The 16105-nt window shown below is 59.9% G+C and carries 16 protein-coding genes; 7 read left to right on the top strand and 9 right to left on the bottom strand.

Annotation, left to right across the window (positions count from 1 at the left end):
• The first annotated feature begins 85 nt into the window (after positions 1-85).
• Positions 86-790, top strand: coding sequence for a hypothetical protein (locus CRX69_RS09060; RefSeq protein ID WP_107321901.1), 705 nt, complete (start codon positions 86-88; stop codon positions 788-790).
• A 345-nt stretch (positions 791-1135) separates the two neighbouring features.
• Here CRX69_RS09060 and cyoE read toward each other — a convergent pair whose 3' ends face one another.
• The 7 genes from cyoE to hmpA form a co-directional block, all read right to left on the bottom strand.
• The gene (gene cyoE, locus CRX69_RS09050) at positions 1136-2023 is read right to left on the bottom strand and encodes a heme o synthase (protein ID WP_047228597.1); all 888 of its coding nucleotides are present in this window, start codon (positions 2021-2023) and stop codon (positions 1136-1138) included.
• Between the two features lie 11 nt (positions 2024-2034).
• The gene (gene cyoD, locus CRX69_RS09045) at positions 2035-2370 is read right to left on the bottom strand and encodes a cytochrome o ubiquinol oxidase subunit IV (RefSeq protein WP_025211927.1); all 336 of its coding nucleotides are present in this window, start codon (positions 2368-2370) and stop codon (positions 2035-2037) included.
• Positions 2371-2997 (bottom strand): cytochrome o ubiquinol oxidase subunit III, encoded by a 627-nt coding sequence (locus CRX69_RS09040; protein ID WP_047228598.1) that lies wholly within the window; start codon positions 2995-2997, stop codon positions 2371-2373.
• A gap of 3 nt (positions 2998-3000) precedes the next feature.
• Positions 3001-5031, bottom strand: coding sequence for a cytochrome o ubiquinol oxidase subunit I (gene cyoB / locus CRX69_RS09035; protein WP_107321899.1), 2031 nt, complete (start codon positions 5029-5031; stop codon positions 3001-3003).
• 3 nt (positions 5032-5034) lie between these two features.
• Positions 5035-5982 (bottom strand): ubiquinol oxidase subunit II, encoded by a 948-nt coding sequence (gene cyoA, locus CRX69_RS09030; RefSeq protein ID WP_047228600.1) that lies wholly within the window; start codon positions 5980-5982, stop codon positions 5035-5037.
• Positions 5983-6774: 792 nt separating this feature from the next.
• Positions 6775-7284: a disulfide bond formation protein B gene (locus CRX69_RS09020; protein ID WP_047228601.1), complete on the bottom strand. Its 510-nt coding sequence runs from the start codon at positions 7282-7284 to the stop codon at positions 6775-6777.
• Between the two features lie 329 nt (positions 7285-7613).
• On the bottom strand, positions 7614-8795 hold the full coding sequence (gene hmpA / locus CRX69_RS09015) for an NO-inducible flavohemoprotein (RefSeq protein WP_107321898.1): 1182 nt from the start codon (positions 8793-8795) through the stop codon (positions 7614-7616).
• Between the two features lie 151 nt (positions 8796-8946).
• Between hmpA and norR the strand changes: the two genes are divergently transcribed.
• Positions 8947-10503, top strand: coding sequence for a nitric oxide reductase transcriptional regulator NorR (gene norR, locus CRX69_RS09010; RefSeq protein ID WP_107321897.1), 1557 nt, complete (start codon positions 8947-8949; stop codon positions 10501-10503).
• Here the strand turns inward: norR and CRX69_RS27575 are convergent.
• Positions 10496-10672 carry a hypothetical protein gene (locus tag CRX69_RS27575; protein ID WP_157952118.1) on the bottom strand — a complete coding sequence of 59 codons (177 nt, stop codon included), beginning with the start codon at positions 10670-10672 and terminating at the stop codon, positions 10496-10498. The two genes, norR and CRX69_RS27575, sit on opposite strands and share 8 nt — an antisense overlap.
• A 32-nt stretch (positions 10673-10704) precedes the next feature.
• Here CRX69_RS27575 and CRX69_RS09005 point away from each other — a divergent pair, with 32 nt between their 5' ends.
• The 4 genes from CRX69_RS09005 to CRX69_RS08990 all read left to right on the top strand — a co-directional run bounded on the left by CRX69_RS09005 (position 10705) and on the right by CRX69_RS08990 (position 14093).
• The gene (locus CRX69_RS09005) at positions 10705-11607 is read left to right on the top strand and encodes a chemotaxis protein CheV (protein ID WP_047228604.1); all 903 of its coding nucleotides are present in this window, start codon (positions 10705-10707) and stop codon (positions 11605-11607) included.
• Between the two features lie 97 nt (positions 11608-11704).
• Positions 11705-12031: a hypothetical protein gene (locus tag CRX69_RS09000; protein WP_107321896.1), complete on the top strand. Its 327-nt coding sequence runs from the start codon at positions 11705-11707 to the stop codon at positions 12029-12031.
• Between the two features lie 77 nt (positions 12032-12108).
• On the top strand, positions 12109-12858 hold the full coding sequence (locus CRX69_RS08995) for a YkgJ family cysteine cluster protein (protein ID WP_107321895.1): 750 nt from the start codon (positions 12109-12111) through the stop codon (positions 12856-12858).
• A gap of 263 nt (positions 12859-13121) precedes the next feature.
• The gene (locus tag CRX69_RS08990) at positions 13122-14093 is read left to right on the top strand and encodes a 2-hydroxyacid dehydrogenase (protein ID WP_107321894.1); all 972 of its coding nucleotides are present in this window, start codon (positions 13122-13124) and stop codon (positions 14091-14093) included.
• A gap of 42 nt (positions 14094-14135) precedes the next feature.
• Here CRX69_RS08990 and CRX69_RS08985 read toward each other — a convergent pair whose 3' ends face one another.
• The gene (locus CRX69_RS08985; protein WP_107321893.1) at positions 14136-15038 is read right to left on the bottom strand and encodes a DMT family transporter; all 903 of its coding nucleotides are present in this window, start codon (positions 15036-15038) and stop codon (positions 14136-14138) included.
• A 139-nt stretch (positions 15039-15177) separates the two neighbouring features.
• On the opposite strand from CRX69_RS08985, the gene CRX69_RS08980 reads away from it, so the two are divergent.
• On the top strand, positions 15178-16053 hold the full coding sequence (locus CRX69_RS08980; protein WP_107321892.1) for a helix-turn-helix domain-containing protein: 876 nt from the start codon (positions 15178-15180) through the stop codon (positions 16051-16053).
• Positions 16054-16105: the final 52 nt, after the last annotated feature.

Raw genomic sequence — 16105 nt, 5'->3', positions numbered from 1 at the left:
CGCCCGGGTCCAATAGATTAGGCGACCGGAAAAAAGCTCAACGCCTTTCTCGCCTCATCCAGCTAACAGAAGTAGTGAAATTTCAATGTCCGATTCCAATACCGCTGAATCCGTAGTCACCCTGTCGTCCAAAGCGGAATACGAAAACTCCATCAATCTTTCACAGCATCTGCCTCAGGCCAAAAGCATCAGTGAGATGGTTCTCGATGCGTTTCAGTCGAACCGCGAAAGCGATCAGATCCGTGAGCTGCGCAACGCCATCCGCCAGGCCCATGACGCGTTCGACGATGACAAGGCCTACGAACTGATGGGCCAGCTCAAGCAGCTCAAGGACGCCGAAGCCGCCGATTTCGCGGCACTGGAAGACCTGAGCAGCCGCTTCCCCATCAGCCGTATCCTGTCCAGCTACAAGGACGACCCGACCTTCCAGGAACTGGTTTATGGCCTGGCCCTGAAAGTGCTGAACCAGACCCACCAGGCCATCAGCAATCCGAGCGGCAGCAAAGGCAAAGCCTCGCGGCCCAAGAAAGAGGCCGAAGTGTTTGTCATCAGCAAGGACGGCATCAGCGTCACCCTGCCCTTGCGCACCCCACGCTCCAAGCCGAACGTCGACCGCGAGGCCTTCGAATTCCTGGGCTTCAGTTTCGTCGGCGAAGGCGACCAGGCCGAGCTGGAAAATGACATCTTCCTGGACAACGACGGCACCGAACAACCGGTCACCCGCAAAAGCATCGCCACCGCCCTGCAACAGCAGAAAGCGTTCGACGGCTACAGCATCGCCCAGCAATAAGCCTTCTTGTTCGGTGGTTGTCAGCCCGCCGCCAGAACCTGTGGGAGCGGGCTTGCTCGCGATAGCGGTGGGTCAGCTTGCATCGATGTTGAATGGGCCGGCGTCATCGCGAGCAGGCTCGCTCCCACAATGGATCAGCGGCGTTCGCAGATTATGTGCTCGCCGTAGCACCTGTGGGAGCGAGCCTGCTCGCGAATGCGCCCTGTCAGTCAACATCACCTCAGCTGACCCACCGCTTTCGCGAGCAAGCTCGCTCCCACAGGAGTGTCGACAGTTCGAAGCAACACCCACAAAAAAGCCCCGCGCTTCTCTCGAAGGCGGGGCTTTTTGTGTGGCGTCTGAAGCTTAAGGCGCGTAAGTCAGCAACAACTCACTCGGCACTTTGAAGTCCAGGGACATCATGACGCTCAGGGCGGTGATGGTGAAGATCGAGAACACGAACAGCTTGCGTGCCCAGACCGTGTCATCCACCGCCTTGTAGCCGGTCCAGGCCATGTACAACCAGTACATGCCCATGGCGGCGGCGACGGCGAGGTAGCTCATGCCGGCGTAGCCGCTGAAGGTCAGCATCAAGGTCGCCACGAGGAAGGCCAGGATGTAGAGCAGGATGTGCTTCTTGGCCACCTGGATGCCGCGCTTGACCGGCAGCACCGGAATCGAGGCGGCCAGGTAATCGTTGAAGCGGAAGATCGCAATGGCATAGGAATGCGGCATCTGCCACAGGCTGAACATCACCAGTAGCGTCAGCGCCGCCATGTCGAAGCTGTTGCTCACCGCCACGTAACCGATCACTGGCGGCATCGCCCCCGACAGACTGCCCACCAGCGTGCCGTGGACCGACTTGCGCTTGAGGTACAGGCTGTAGAAACCGACATAGATGACAAACCCGATCACCGCGAACAGCGCCGCCAACGGGTTGGCCACCCAGTACAGCAGCGCCACACCGGCGACACCCAGCACCGTGGCGAACGCCAGGGCCAGTTGCACCGGGATCAGGCCCTGGACCAGGGCGCGGTTCTTGGTGCGCTCCATCTTGATGTCGATGTCGCGGTCGATGCAGTTGTTGAATACACAACCGGACGCCACCACCAGGGAAGTGCCGATCATCGCCGCCAGAAAGATGGCCAGATCGACATGCCCTTTCGAGGCCAGGAAAAACCCGCCTGCCACAGAAAGCACGTTACCGAAAATGATCCCCGGCTTGGTGATTTGGATAAAGTGCTTTAAGGACATCCGGACTTTCCTCAGTGCGCCATCATGTTGGTGTGGATGCTGAACATGATCCACAACGACAGGCCGACCAGCAGGACAATGACGATCGCGGCAAAGACAAACGCGACCACGTTGTTACGCTGGGCAGCGGAGCGGTCCAGATGCAGGAAGTACACCAGGTGCACCAGTACCTGGACCACGGCGAAGATCAGGATGATCCACAGGGTCAGGCTTTTCGGCAGCGTCGGGTACATCACCAGGCCAAACGGAATAACCGTCAGGATCACCGACAGAATGAAACCGATGGCGTAGGACTTGACGCTGCCGTGGCCGGCGTCGTGGCCATCGTGGGAATGTGCGTTAGCCATTTACAGGGTCCCCATCAGATAAACAACGGTGAATACGCAGATCCACACCACGTCCAGGAAGTGCCAGAACAGGCTCAGGCAGCTCAGGCGCGTCTTGTTGGTGGCGGTCAGGCCGTTTTTGTGGACCTGGTACATCATGATCGCCATCCAGATCAGGCCGCTGGTCACGTGCAGACCGTGGGTGCCGACCAGGGTGAAGAACCCGGACAGGAAGCCGCTGCGGCTAGGGCCGTAGCCTTCGGCGATCAGGATGTGGAACTCGTTGATCTCCATGGCGATAAAGCCGGCGCCCAGCAGGAAGGTCATCGCCAGCCAGCCCAGTACCTGGGTTTTCTTGCCCTTGAACAACGCCAGCATGGCGAAGCCGTAGGTGATCGAGCTGAACAACAGCAGTGCGGTCTCGCCCAGCACATACGGCAGCTCGAAGATGTCGTGGCCCGACGGGCCACCGGCGACGTTGTTAACCAGCACCGCGTACACCGCGAAGATCGACGCAAACAGAATGCAGTCGGTCATCAGGTAGAGCCAGAAACCGAATACGGTCATCTCGCCCGAGTCGTGGTGATGGTCATCGTGCCCATGGTCATGACCATGGGCGTGTCCAACATTGGTCACTAAGTTCGACATGGTTTAAGCCTGTTCCAACGAGGTTTCAACACGGGTGGCGGTGGCTGGGACTTTCCCTGCCGCGACCAGACGTTTGTGCTGCTCGGCTTCGATGCGCTCGATGACATCCACCGGCACCATGTAGCCCTGATCGTCACGGGCGGCATGAATGGTGAAATACACCACGGTGCCGACCAGACTGGCGATGGCCAGCCACCAGATGTGCCAGATCATCGCGAAACCGAACACGGTCAACAGCGCACCCATGACCACACCGGTCGCGGTGTTGTTGGGCATGTGGATCGGCGCGTACTTGGCCGGAGTCTGGTACGCGGTACCGTTTTCCTTGGCTTCGGTGAACGGGTCGATGACGTCGGCTTGTGGCAGCACGGCAAAGTTGTAGAACGGTGGAGGCGACGAGGTCGACCATTCCAGGGTATGGGCATTCCACGGGTCACCGTGCTCGCACATGTTCTCTGGCTTCTTGCGGTCACGCACGCTGACGTACAACTGGATCAGCTGGCAGGCGATACCCACGGCGATCATCACCGCGCCGAACATGGCGACGTACAGGTACGGCACCCACTCAGGGTTGGTGGTGGCGTTCAGACGACGGGTCATGCCCATGAAGCCCAGTGCATAGAGCGGCATGAACGCGACGAAGAAGCCCGAGATCCAGAACCAGAATGCAGCCTTGCCCCAGCCCTCGTGCAGCTTGAAGCCGAACGCTTTCGGGAAGTAGAAGGCGAAGCCGGCGATGTAGCCGAATACAGCGCCGCCGATGATCACGTTATGGAAATGCGCGATCACGAACAGGCTGTTGTGCAGCACGAAGTCCGCACCCGGGATGGCCAGCAGTACGCCGGTCATGCCGCCGATGGCGAAGGTCACCATGAAGCCCAGGGTCCACAGCACGTGGCTGGTGAAACGCAGACGGCCCTGGTAGATGGTGAACAGCCAGTTGAACAGCTTCACACCCGTCGGGATCGAAATCAGCATCGTCGCCAGACCGAAGAAGGCGTTGACGCTGGCACCCGAACCCATGGTGAAGAAGTGGTGCAGCCAGACCATGAAACCCAGCACCGAGATCGCGCCGCTGGCGTAGATCATCGAGTGGTGGCCGAACAGCTTCTTGCCGGAGAACGTCGAGATGACTTCGGAGAAAATCCCGAACGCCGGCAGAATCAGGATGTACACCTCGGGGTGACCCCAGGCCCAGAACAGGTTGACGTACATCATCGGATTTCCACCCAGTTCATTGGTGAAAATGTGGAAATCCATGTAGCGGTCAAGCGTCAGCAAAGCGAGGGTAGCGGTCAGGATCGGGAACGAAGCGACGATCAGGACGTTGGCCCAGGTGCAGGTCCAGGTGAAGATCGGCATGTCCATCAGCTTCATGCCCGGGGTACGCATCTTCAGCACGGTGGCCAGGAAGTTGACCCCCGTTAGCGTTGTCCCAAGTCCCGATAGCTGTAGCGCCCAGATGTAGTAATCCATCCCCACGCCCGGACTGTATTGCAGTCCCGACAACGGTGGATAGGCAACCCAACCGGTCTTGGCAAACTCGCCAACGCCCAGGGACAGGTTGATCAGTACCACACCGGAAACCAGCAGCCAGAAGCTCAAGGAGTTCAGGAACGGATAGGCCACGTCACGCGCGCCGATCTGCAGCGGCACTGCAAGGTTCATCAGGCCGGTGAAGAATGGCATCGCCATGAAGATGATCATGATCACGCCGTGGGCGGTGAATATCTGGTCATAGTGTTCAGGCGGCAGGTAGCCAGGCGAACCCTCGGTGGCCATGGCCAACTGGGTACGCATCATGATGGCGTCGGCAAAACCGCGCAGCAGCATGATCATGGCGACGATGATGTACATCACGCCGATTTTCTTGTGGTCGACCGACGTCAGCCACTCGGTCCACAGGTAGGTCCACTTCTTGAAGTAGGTAATCCCCGCGAACAACGCCAGACCACCGAGCGCGATGATGGCGAGGGTCACCATGACAATCGGCTCGTGGAACGGGATCGCTTCCCAACTTAATTTACCAAACATCGTTTACTCCTCTGCCCCGGCAGCTGAATGCGAACTCATGTCCATCCCTTCCATGTTGTGGGCCACTTCCTTTTCGTTCTTCTCGTGGTGCATCGGCTTGCCCGGGTTCATCCCTTCATACTTGTCGATGATGGTCTGGAACAGGTTCGGCGTGACCGAAGAGTAGAGCTCGACTGGGTTGTTCTGGCTCGGTTTGGAAAGGGCTTCGTATTCAGCTTTTTCAAGCTGTTTAGGTGCCTTCTTCACATCGTTGACCCAGGCGTCGAATTCTTCCTGGGTCGTGGCGATTGCTTTGAACTTCATGCCGGTGAAACCCGCGCCGCTGTAGTTGGCGGAGATACCGTCGAGTTCGGCGTTCTGGTTGGCGATCAGGTGCAACTTGGTCTGCATGCCCGCCATCGCGTAGATCTGGCCGCCCAGGCCCGGGATGAAGAACGAGTTCATCACGGTGTCGGAGGTGACTTTGAAATTGATCGGCGTGTGGGCCGGGAACACGATCTTGTTGACCGTGGCGATGCCTTGTTCCGGATAAATGAACAGCCACTTCCAGTCCATCGAGACCACTTCAATGGTGATCGGCTTGACGTCGGAGTCCAGCGGACGATACGGGTCAAGGGCATGGGTGGACTTGTAGGTGATGTAACCCAGAGCAATGATGATCAGTACCGGAATAGTCCACACCGCCACTTCGATTTTGGTCGAGTGCGACCACTTGGGCGTGTACGTGGCACTGGTGTTGGACGCGCGGTATTTCCAGGCGAACAGGAAGGTCATGACGATAACCGGCACGACGACCAGCAACATCAACAGCGTAGCGGTGATGATCAGATTACGTTCATCCAGGCCGACCTGACCCTTGGGATCGAGCAAGGTCATGTTGCAGCCTCCCAGCAACAACGTGCCGAGCAAAGGCAACAAGCCTAGTAATCGGGGGTACCTGTTTTTACTCATCTCACGACCTCTAAAGCAGCTTGCGCAATGCAGTTGGGTTTTGATCGCCAACACTTCACCCTGCCAAGGGTTGGCATTTTTCTTGGATTGAATAAGGGCTGACCGTCGCAGCGTCAGACGCTGTTCGACACATCCCGGGCCAGCAGTGAGTTCTTATTCGAATTCGTAGGTCAAAGGCCTTGTTACAGCCCAATTCCATTTGGTGCGGGTAGTTGGAAGGCACCGACACCTGGGGTCGCATGGGGCTTTGAGCCCTTCGACCACCTCACGGGCTCAAGCCTGAGCCGGGTCGGAAATTCGGTGCGGGCGATTGTAGTGAGCTGAGACGCCGGAGACCATGTCTTATCCTGAAATAATTTTCATCAAATCGAGCAACAATCTTTCGCAGAATTCGAAACAAGCCGGCATCTTATCGAAATTCATTCTCAACAAGAACCCCAGAAAACGTAGGTCTACTACGCCCGATTTAGACAGCTTGCGTTGATTAAAGAGGGTTTTTATGCCCGTAGAGCCCCCGTCATTCGGGGGCTGAGCGGCAAGACGCCCGATTGTTAGAAATGCCTGCTACGGGGGGAGGCAGTTAGCCGGATGGAGCCTGCAACGGCTGATTTTTCATTGCAGAACGAGGTGCTTATTCGCGCAGCAAGTGGCCGGATGACAGCAAATGTGTGACAACGTGTCGCACGCTGTCGCGGCTCATTATTGTCTCGGATCAAGGCTGGCACGCAGTAAGACTGAAACGCAAAACGCCCCGGCTTCCTACAGAAAACCGGGGCGTCTGATTGAGGCGCTTTAGGGCAGTTGTTTGCGATTGCGCGACACCAGCAACGGCACCAGGATCGCCGTGAGGACGAACGCCACCAGTGCCCATTGTGCCAGGGACAAGCCCAGGATCGGCGGATACGGGGTGGAGCAAAAGCCGTCGACCTGGAAGCCCAACGGGAAGATCTTCGCCAGCGGGAGGTCATCGACAATCGGTTGCAGCACGTCGACGCCACAGCTGACCGCCGGGAAGAACTGGGTGTACACGTGATGCCCCGCTACCGCCGCACCGGCCAGGGCACTGAGCACCACCAGGCCTTCGAAAACCGTCAGGCTGCGACGGGTACGCATGGCCGCGCCAATGAAGGCGAAAATAGCGATCAGCAACAATGCATACCGCTGCAGGATGCATAGCGGGCACGGCGCCTCGCCGAGCGCCACCTGCATGTACAGCGCACCGCCGATCAGCGCCAGACAGATCAGCCCCAACAGCACCAGATAGCGCCGTTCACGGCCTAAGCGCAGCATTTGCTCATTCATTGCGTTTCCCTTTGTATGCATTGGATCGACGCGCAGCCTAGAGAAACCCGGCGCACTGTCGGATGGCCAAAGTCTACACGCTGACCATGACAGAGAACGAGCGGCTGCCGCCCACATTGAGGGGAATAAACAGGAGGGAGGTTAAGTACGGATTAATTTTGCTTGGAGAAGTCAGACGGGATGGGGTGAACATGGCGCCGCTATCGCGAGCAGGCTCGCTCCCACAGTTGTCTTTGCGTTGATCACCCAATCGTGCCCGCCGCAAATCCATTGTGGGAGCGAGCCTGCTCGCGATGCAGACGAACCGGATCACCCCGGCTCGCCCGCCGTTACTCCAGCGCCGCCGCCGGGCCGAAGAATTCGTAGCGGCTTTGCCCGTCCGGCACGCCCAGTGCCTTGAGGTGGCGCTTGACGGCGGCCATGAAGCCTTTGGGCCCAAGGAAGTAGGCATCCAGATCACGCTGCTGCGGCAACCATTGCGCCAGTTGTTCCTGGCTCAACAAGCCGACCTTGTCAGCCGCCGGGCTCAAGCCGTCATCTTCGTCGTAGCAATAGAAGCGCTTGAGTTGTGGATGCCGCTGGGCCAGGTCATCGATCCAGTCACGGAAGGCATGCACGCCGCCGTTACGTGCGCAGTGGATAAAATGCACCGGCCGCTCGGTTTGCAGCGCCGCCTGCAACATCGCCAGGGTCGGGGTGATGCCGACGCCGCCGCTGATCAACACCAGCGGTTTATCGCTCTGGGTCAGGAAGAAGTCCCCTGACGGTGGAAACAACTGGATGCTGCTGCCAATCGGGAAATGATGGTGCAGATAGTTGGACACGCGCCCGCCCGGCTCGCGCTTGACGCTGATGCGATACTGACCGTTGTCCGCCAGGGCCGACAGCGAATAATTGCGGCGGACCTCCTCGCCATCCAACACCAGTTTCATGCCGATGTACTGGCCTGGTTCGGCCACCAGGATCGCGCCTTTGTCCGCCGGTTCGAAGTAGAACGAAGTGATTTCCGAGCTCTCCTGCACCCTGGCTGCCAGGATGAACTCACGCTCGCCCCGCCAGCCGCCCGGCGCTGCGGCTTTCTGCTCGTACATGCCGGTTTCGGCACCGATCAGGATATCGGCCAACTGGTTATAGGCAGCGCCCCACGCGGCAATCACTTGCGGCGTGGCGATCTCTTCACCCAGCACCTCGGCGATCGCCCGCAACAGGCAGGCCCCCACAATGGGGTAATGTTCCGGCAGGATTTGCAGGGCGACGTGCTTGTTGACGATTCTGGCCACCAGGTCGCCCAACTGATCGAGCTGGTCAATGTGCCGGGCATACATCAATACGCCGTTGGCCAGGGCACGGGGCTGATCACCGCTGGCCTGGTGAGCCTGGTTGAACAACGGGCGCACTTGCGGGTATTCGGACAGCATCATGCGATAAAAGTGAGTAATGAGCGCTTCACCACCGCTTTCAAGCAAGGGCACGGTGGAGCGGATGATGGCGCGTTCTTCTCGGCTGAGCATAAGGTGACTCCTGGCGTATTACGAAAAACTGATACCTATGCCTATCAGGTTTCATGCCATAAAAATTATTCATATTTTTCAATATCTTATGAATTTTATAGTCATAAAGACACGACACGCCTTATAGTCTTAAGGACCACATGGAGTCATTATGACCGCAACCTCCCTGCTGACCTCGCTGCTTCCGCTGGTGGCCGACCTCTCCCGCGAGTTGCCGGAAGGCGAGCGCTATCGTCGCCTGCTTGGCGCGCTGCGAGCCCTGTTGCCCTGCGACGCCGCCGCGCTGTTGCGCCTGGACGGAGACTGTCTGGTGCCGCTGGCGGTGGATGGCTTGAGTACCGATACCCTGGGCAGACGCTTCCGGATTAGCGAACACCCCCGCTTCCAGGCACTGCTGGCCAGCCCGCAGCCCACTCGCTTTGCCGCCGACAGTGAGCTGCCCGACCCGTACGACGGATTGGTCGAAGGTCTGGAGGAGCACTTGGAGGTCCACGACTGCATGGGCTGCCCACTGTTCGTCGACGAGCAACCGTGGGGCCTGCTGACCCTCGACGCGCTGAACCCCGAACGCTTCGAGCCCATCGACCTGAGCGCCTTGCAGGCCTTTGCCAGCCTGGCCGCCGCCACGGTCAGCGCAGCCGAACGCATTGATCGGCTGGCCTTGAAAGCCGAAGACGAACATCGCCGCGCCGAGGTCTACCGCCAGGCCAGCGGCCAGCTACCTCGCGACATGGTCGGCCAGAGCAAGGCCCACAAGCGATTAGTGGAAGAAATCAACCTGGTGGGGGGCAGCGACCTGACGGTGCTGATCACTGGCGAAACCGGGGTTGGCAAGGAGCTGGTCGCCCAAGCCATACACGCGGCCTCCAAGCGCGCCGAGCAGCCGCTTATCAGCCTAAATTGCGCCGCACTGCCGGATACCCTGGTGGAAAGCGAACTCTTCGGCCACGTACGCGGCGCCTTCACAGGGGCCACGAACGACCGGCGCGGCAAATTCGAACTGGCCGATGGCGGCACGTTGTTCCTCGATGAAGTGGGCGAGTTGTCCTTGACCGTGCAGGCCAAGCTACTGCGAGTGTTGCAGAGCGGCCAGTTGCAACGGCTGGGCTCGGACAAGGAACATCGGGTCGATGTACGCCTGATTGCGGCCACCAATCGCGATCTGGCCGAAGAAGTGCGCAACGGGCGATATCGGGCCGACTTCTATCATCGCCTGAGCGTGTACCCGTTGCTGGTGCCGGCACTACGGGATCGTGGGCGCGATGTGCTGCTGCTCAGCGGTTTTTTCCTGGAGCAGAACCGTTCGCGCATGGGCCTGGGCAGCCTGCGCCTGACCAGTGACGCCCAGGCCGCATTGCTGGCGTATGACTGGCCGGGGAACGTACGTGAACTGGAGCACCTGATCGGCCGAAGCGCCTTGAAAGCCTTGGGCCGGTGTCCGGTGCGGCCAAAGATCCTCAGCCTCAGCGCCCAGGACCTGGACTTGCCCCGCAGCCCGGAAGAACACCCGCCACCTTCATCCGCCAGCCCCGCACCTGCCCTGGAGGGGGTCACGGGGGACTTGCGTGAAGCCATGGACGATTTTCAACGCAAGCTGATCATCGCCTGCCTGGAACGGCATCAGCACAACTGGGCCAGCGCCGCTCGGGAACTGGGTCTGGATCGGGCGAACCTGGGGCGGATGGCCAAGCGGTTGGGACTCAAATAAAACCTTCTGTACCACCGACGCCCCATGCGGCGAGGGCATTTATCGCCTGACCATAGCGTATGCATTCCCAGGCCACTGAGCTGAAATCGATTGTCTGTGGGTTTCGCCCTAAAGCCAGCCCCCATCGGGTCGATAACCCAATATCAAAAGCTGTTTTGGCGTTCTTCACGCTCGCCCCACCTTTTTCCACAGAAGGTTTTTATGTCTTCCAACAAAGCCCGCGCAGATTCACTTTCGCTTCTGCTGTTTACCTTGCGCAGCGGCAAGCTGATGGCAATCAACCTGCTCAAAGTCAGCGAAATCATTCCCTGCCCGCCGTTGACCAAACTGCCGGAGTCGCACCCGCACGTCAAAGGCATCGCCACCCTGCGCGGGGCCTCGTTGTCGGTGATCGACCTGAGCCGCGCCATCGGCGAACGGCCCCTGGAAGATCCGGATGGCGGCTGCCTGATCGTCACCGATGTGAGTCGATCCAAACAGGGTCTGCATGTGCAGGCGGTGAGCAAGATCGTGCATTGCCTGACCACCGACATCAAACCCCCGCCTTTCGGCTCAGGCGGCGTACGCGCCTTCATCACTGGCGTGACGTCGGTGGATGGCACGCTGGTGCAGGTGCTGGACATCGAAAAAGTCATCCACGGTATCGCCCCGGCGCAGATTGAAACGGCGCCCACCGAGCTGAGCATGGAAGACGCCGAAGTCCTGGGCAACGCGCGGATCCTGGTGGTCGATGACAGTCAGGTGGCGTTGCAACAATCGGTACACACCTTGCGCAACCTCGGCCTGCAATGCCACACCGCTCGCAGCGCCAAGGAAGCCATCGAATGCCTGCTGGACCTGCAAGGCACCGCACAGCAGATCAACCTGATCGTTTCCGACATCGAAATGTCGGAGATGGACGGCTACGCCCTTACCCGGACCCTGCGGGAAACGCCGGACTTCGCCCACCTCTATGTGTTGCTGCACACCTCGCTGGACAGCGCTATGAACAGCGAGAAGGCTCGGCTATCCGGGGCCAATGGCGTGCTGACCAAGTTCTCCTCACCGGAGCTGACCAAGTGCCTGATCACGGCCGCCAAGGCGGTTGCCGAGCAAGGCCACTGAGTCATGCCTGATGATCATTCCCACGCGTATAGGGAATGATCATCCCGGCACCTCAGGCATACTCCTGTCCTGGCTTCCCAGAACAAGGATCTTGCTGATGAAAATCCACGCACTCATGTTTTTGGGCTTCACGGCCCTCACCGCCCAGGCCCACGCCTCCAGCCCAGAAGCCTGGGCCACCCATGACAAAGCCGTGCTTGCCAGTTGCATCAAGGCCAGCGGCTTGAAGAACGCCGAGCCTGTGGGCACTGCCGCGCAGTTCGATGACCGGGTGGGTTATACCGCGCTGTTGCTGCAAGGCCAGTATCCGCAGAAACACATGAAAGGCGCGACGGGCACCGAGCTGTGCCTTTACCGCAAGAAATCCAAGACCGCCTACGTGACCGAGTGGGACTCCATCCGCCCCGCCGACAACAGCCGGTGATGGCGCACAACTTGCTTCGCATCGGTTAATCGCGGCGTTTTTCTGTCGCCGCCTTCCAGCTTTTGACCGGGCGCTCAATGAACACAACGTTTTCCTGCGTAGGCTGTGGCAAATGCTGCACCGATCACCATGTCCCCCTGACCCTCGACGAGGCACGGATGTGGGCTGACGACGGCGGCCAGGTGATTGTCCTGGTGGAAGCCTTCCTGCCCAACGGCCTCGGCCTGCCGGCGGCGCAACGCGAACACGCTGAGCGCCGTTCGGCGCGGGTCCACAGCGGCACCACCGAGGCCTTGGTGGCAATCACCTTCGCCGCCTATAACGCCGGGCGCTGCCGCAATCTTGACGAAGAAAACCTGTGCCGCATCTACGAGCGCCGCCCCTTGGTGTGCCGTATCTATCCGATGGAAATCAACCCGCACATCCCGCTCAACATTGCCGTAAAGGAATGCCCGCCAGAGTCGTGGGAGACCGGACCGCAACTGATACTCGGCGGTGAACTGGTCGACAGGGAACTGGCGCAGTTGATCGAACGCTCACGTCAGGCCGATCGCGAGGAAATCCGGATCAAGGAGCGCATCTGCGCTTCGCTGGGCATCCTCACCACCGCGCTGAAGGGCGACGGGTTTACCGCGTACCTGCCGGACATGAGCGCATTCGCCGCAGTCATTGATCAGGTCCGTTTGCAGCCACTGGAGCAAGCGGCCAGTGAATGGCAGTTCCATTTGTCCGGTGATGACGTGGCCTGCCAGGTCCTGGCCAGTGGAGCACGGGTTGCCACTGAGGCACCGGTCAACTACGCGTTTATTTCGCTGCGGGCGGCGTAAACACCCCAGGGATGAAATAGAAATCCCTTGTGGGAGCGAGCCTGCTCGCGATAGCGGTGGATCAGTTTGCAGTGATGGTGGATGTGCCGCCGTCATCGAGAGCAGGCTCGCTCCCACATCCAACATAGATGCTCCCCCATAGGTACTGCCCATAAGTACTCCATTCCTGCCACTGACTCGCCTCAATCGACGCTCCCCTCTCGCCTAACCCACATCCAGAATGTTAGCGTGCTTGGTATTCCTTGCCTGATGAGCCTTCTGCGATGAAAAAAACCGTACTTGCCTTCAGCCGTGTCACACCCAAGATGGTCGAACGACTGCAACAGGATTTCGACGTGATCGTGCCCAATCCGTCGAACGGCGACATCAATGCACAGTTCAACGAAGCCTTGCCCCACGTGCATGGCCTGATCGGTGTCGGACGCAAGCTCGGCCGCGAACAACTGCAGAGCGCCGCGAATCTGCAAGTGGTGTCCAGCGTGTCGGTGGGTTACGACAACTATGACCTGGCCTACTTCAATGAGCGTGGAATCATGCTCACCAACACCCCTGACGTGCTCACCGAAAGCACCGCTGACCTGGCCTTCGCCCTGCTGATGAGCAGCGCTCGGCGCGTCGCTGAACTGGACGCCTGGACCAAGGCCGGCCGATGGCAGGCGACGGTCGGCCCGCAGCTGTTCGGCACTGACGTGCACGGCAAGACCCTGGGGATTGTCGGCATGGGCAACATCGGCGCCGCCATTGCCCGGCGTGGCCGGCTGGGGTTCAACATGCCGATTCTCTACAGCGGCAACAGCCGCAAGACCGAACTGGAAGATCAGTTGGGCGCACAATTTCGCGATCTGGATCAGTTGCTCGCCGAAGCAGACTTTGTTTGCCTCGTGGTGCCATTGAGTGAGAAGACCCGCCACCTGATTGGCCAGCGTGAACTGGCCCTGATGAAACCGAGTGCCATTCTGGTCAATATTTCCCGCGGCCCAGTGGTGGATGAGCCGGCGCTGATCGAAGCCTTGCAGAACAACCGCATCCGCGGCGCCGGGCTGGACGTTTACGAGAAAGAACCATTGGCCGAATCGCCGCTGTTCCAGCTGAAAAACGCCGTAACCCTGCCCCATATCGGCTCGGCCACCCACGAAACCCGTGAAGCCATGGCCAATCTTGCCGTGGAAAACTTGCGCAGCGCTTTGCTGGGCGAGCGACCGAAGAACCTGGTCAACCCACAAGTCTGGAAGTAAACCATCGGGCAGGCGCCGGGTCCGGGCCTGCCATGCCCTGGCTCAGCGTGCGCCCAGGGCGGCTTGCGTCGCCACGGGCCGGGGTTTGCGAAACACCAGCACGTTCCCCAACATCACCAACACCAGCCCGAGCAGTGCCGGCGCCGTCCATTGGTAGCCCTCGACCAACGCCGAGACGTTCAACGCCACCACCGGAAACAGCACCGTGCAATACGCCGCCCGCTCCGGCCCCATGCGCCCCACCAGCGTCAGGTAGGCGGTGAAGCCGATCACTGAACCTGGGATCACCAGGTACAACAGCGAGCCGACATAGCGCGCGTTCCATTCCATATCGAACGGAATGCCTTTGAAGAGGCACCACACCGCCAGCATCGCCGCACCATAAGCCATACCCCAGGCGTTGGTGGTCAACGGTTTGAGACCGGCCTTCTGTTGCAAGCTCGAGAGCATGTTACCCGCCGAAAAGCACAAGGTTCCCAGCAGCGCCAAGGCCAACCCGAGCAGCGTTTGCGGGCTTGCGCTATGACCCGCCAGCTCCGGCCAGAACAGCAGCGCCAGCCCCAGCAAGCCCAAGGCGCCGCCCAGCAAGACGTTGCGGGCGATCCTTTGGCCGAAGAACACGCGGGCATTGAGGGCATTCCAGAGCGTGGCGGTAGAGAACACCACCGCGACCAACCCGCTGGGAATCCATTGGCTGGCAGTGAGGAAACACATGAAGTTGATGCAAAACAGGCACAGGCCCTGGGCCACGCAAATCAAATGACCACGCCGGTTCATGGCTTGCAGACGTCGGCTGAGCAAGAGCATCACAAACAGAATCAGCGCCGCCAGGCCGAAGCGATAGACAATCGACACGGGGATGGCGACCACGCCCAACTGCAATTTCAGCGCAATCCAGGTGGTGCCCCAGATGAGCACGGTAAGTAGATACAACGAGAGGTTCATGACGGCAACTCCTGACAATGACCGCCAGTGTTGCGCCGCCCACCACCGGGCGCTTGCGTAAACTTGCGGTTTTGTCGCTTTGCAGGCTGGCATGAGCCGACCGACGGAGTAGGATGCAAGGCGTTGGAGAGACCCGATCATGCCCACACTGCAAACCCTGCAAGTCTTTCAAGCCCTCAACAGTTCGCCCAATGCTCGCCTTGAGCACAGTGCCGAGCTTGGAGACGGCATGGCGGCCGCTTTGTGGAGCAACCATCACGACGCCCAAGACTACGAGGCGCCGACTCACCACACGCTGTCGTGCTACATCGCCGGTGGTACCGGCACGTTTCGCCGCGAACGCCCCGACACCACCGGGGCACCTGGCAAACTCTGCGTCCTGCCGGCCGGGCATGAATCGGCCTGGGTCATCAATGGCGACATTCGCCTCGCGCACCTGTACTTCAGCCCTGAGCAATTCGCCCTCGGTTGCGTCACGCTGCTGGATCGCGAGCCGCGGCAAGTGCAACTGCGCGAAGCCACCTTTCTCGACGACCCGCAACAGGCACAGCGCTTTCGCCAGTTGATCGCCCTGAACTGGGATGAGCCCGGTGAACGCCTTCTGACCACCAGCCTGGCCCATGACTTGCTCAACCATCTGCTATTGAGCCAGGTCGGCCAGCGCCAGGGGCTTCGCCTCAAGGGCGGGCTGGCCGCTCACCAGCGGCGAATGCTGGTGGACTACATCGACAGCCATCTGGCCGACGCCATCAGCCTCGGCCAACTGGCGGCGCTGTGTGCGCTGTCCGAATACCACTTTGCCCGGATGTTCCGCGAAAGCTTCGGCCTGCCGCCCCATCAATACGTACTGGCACGACGTCTGGCCCACGCGCGGCACTGGCTGCGCAGCACGTCAAAACCGCTGGGTGAGGTCGCGTTGACCTGCGGGTTCGCCAGCGCCAGCCATTTTACGAATCGTTTCCGGCAGGCCCTCGGCGCGACACCCGGCGAGTATCGACAGGCGTTTTTGCGCTAGGCATCAACGTGCCCCGGTCAAATGAAACAAGCAGGTACTGATCCCGATTGCC

Origin of the sequence: Pseudomonas rhizophila, from assembly GCF_003033885.1 — a bacterium.
GTDB classification, from domain to species: Bacteria; Pseudomonadota; Gammaproteobacteria; order Pseudomonadales; family Pseudomonadaceae; genus Aquipseudomonas; species Aquipseudomonas rhizophila.
The sequence above is the reverse complement of the archived record's forward strand: the minus strand, read 5'-3'. Positions and strand labels throughout refer to the sequence as shown.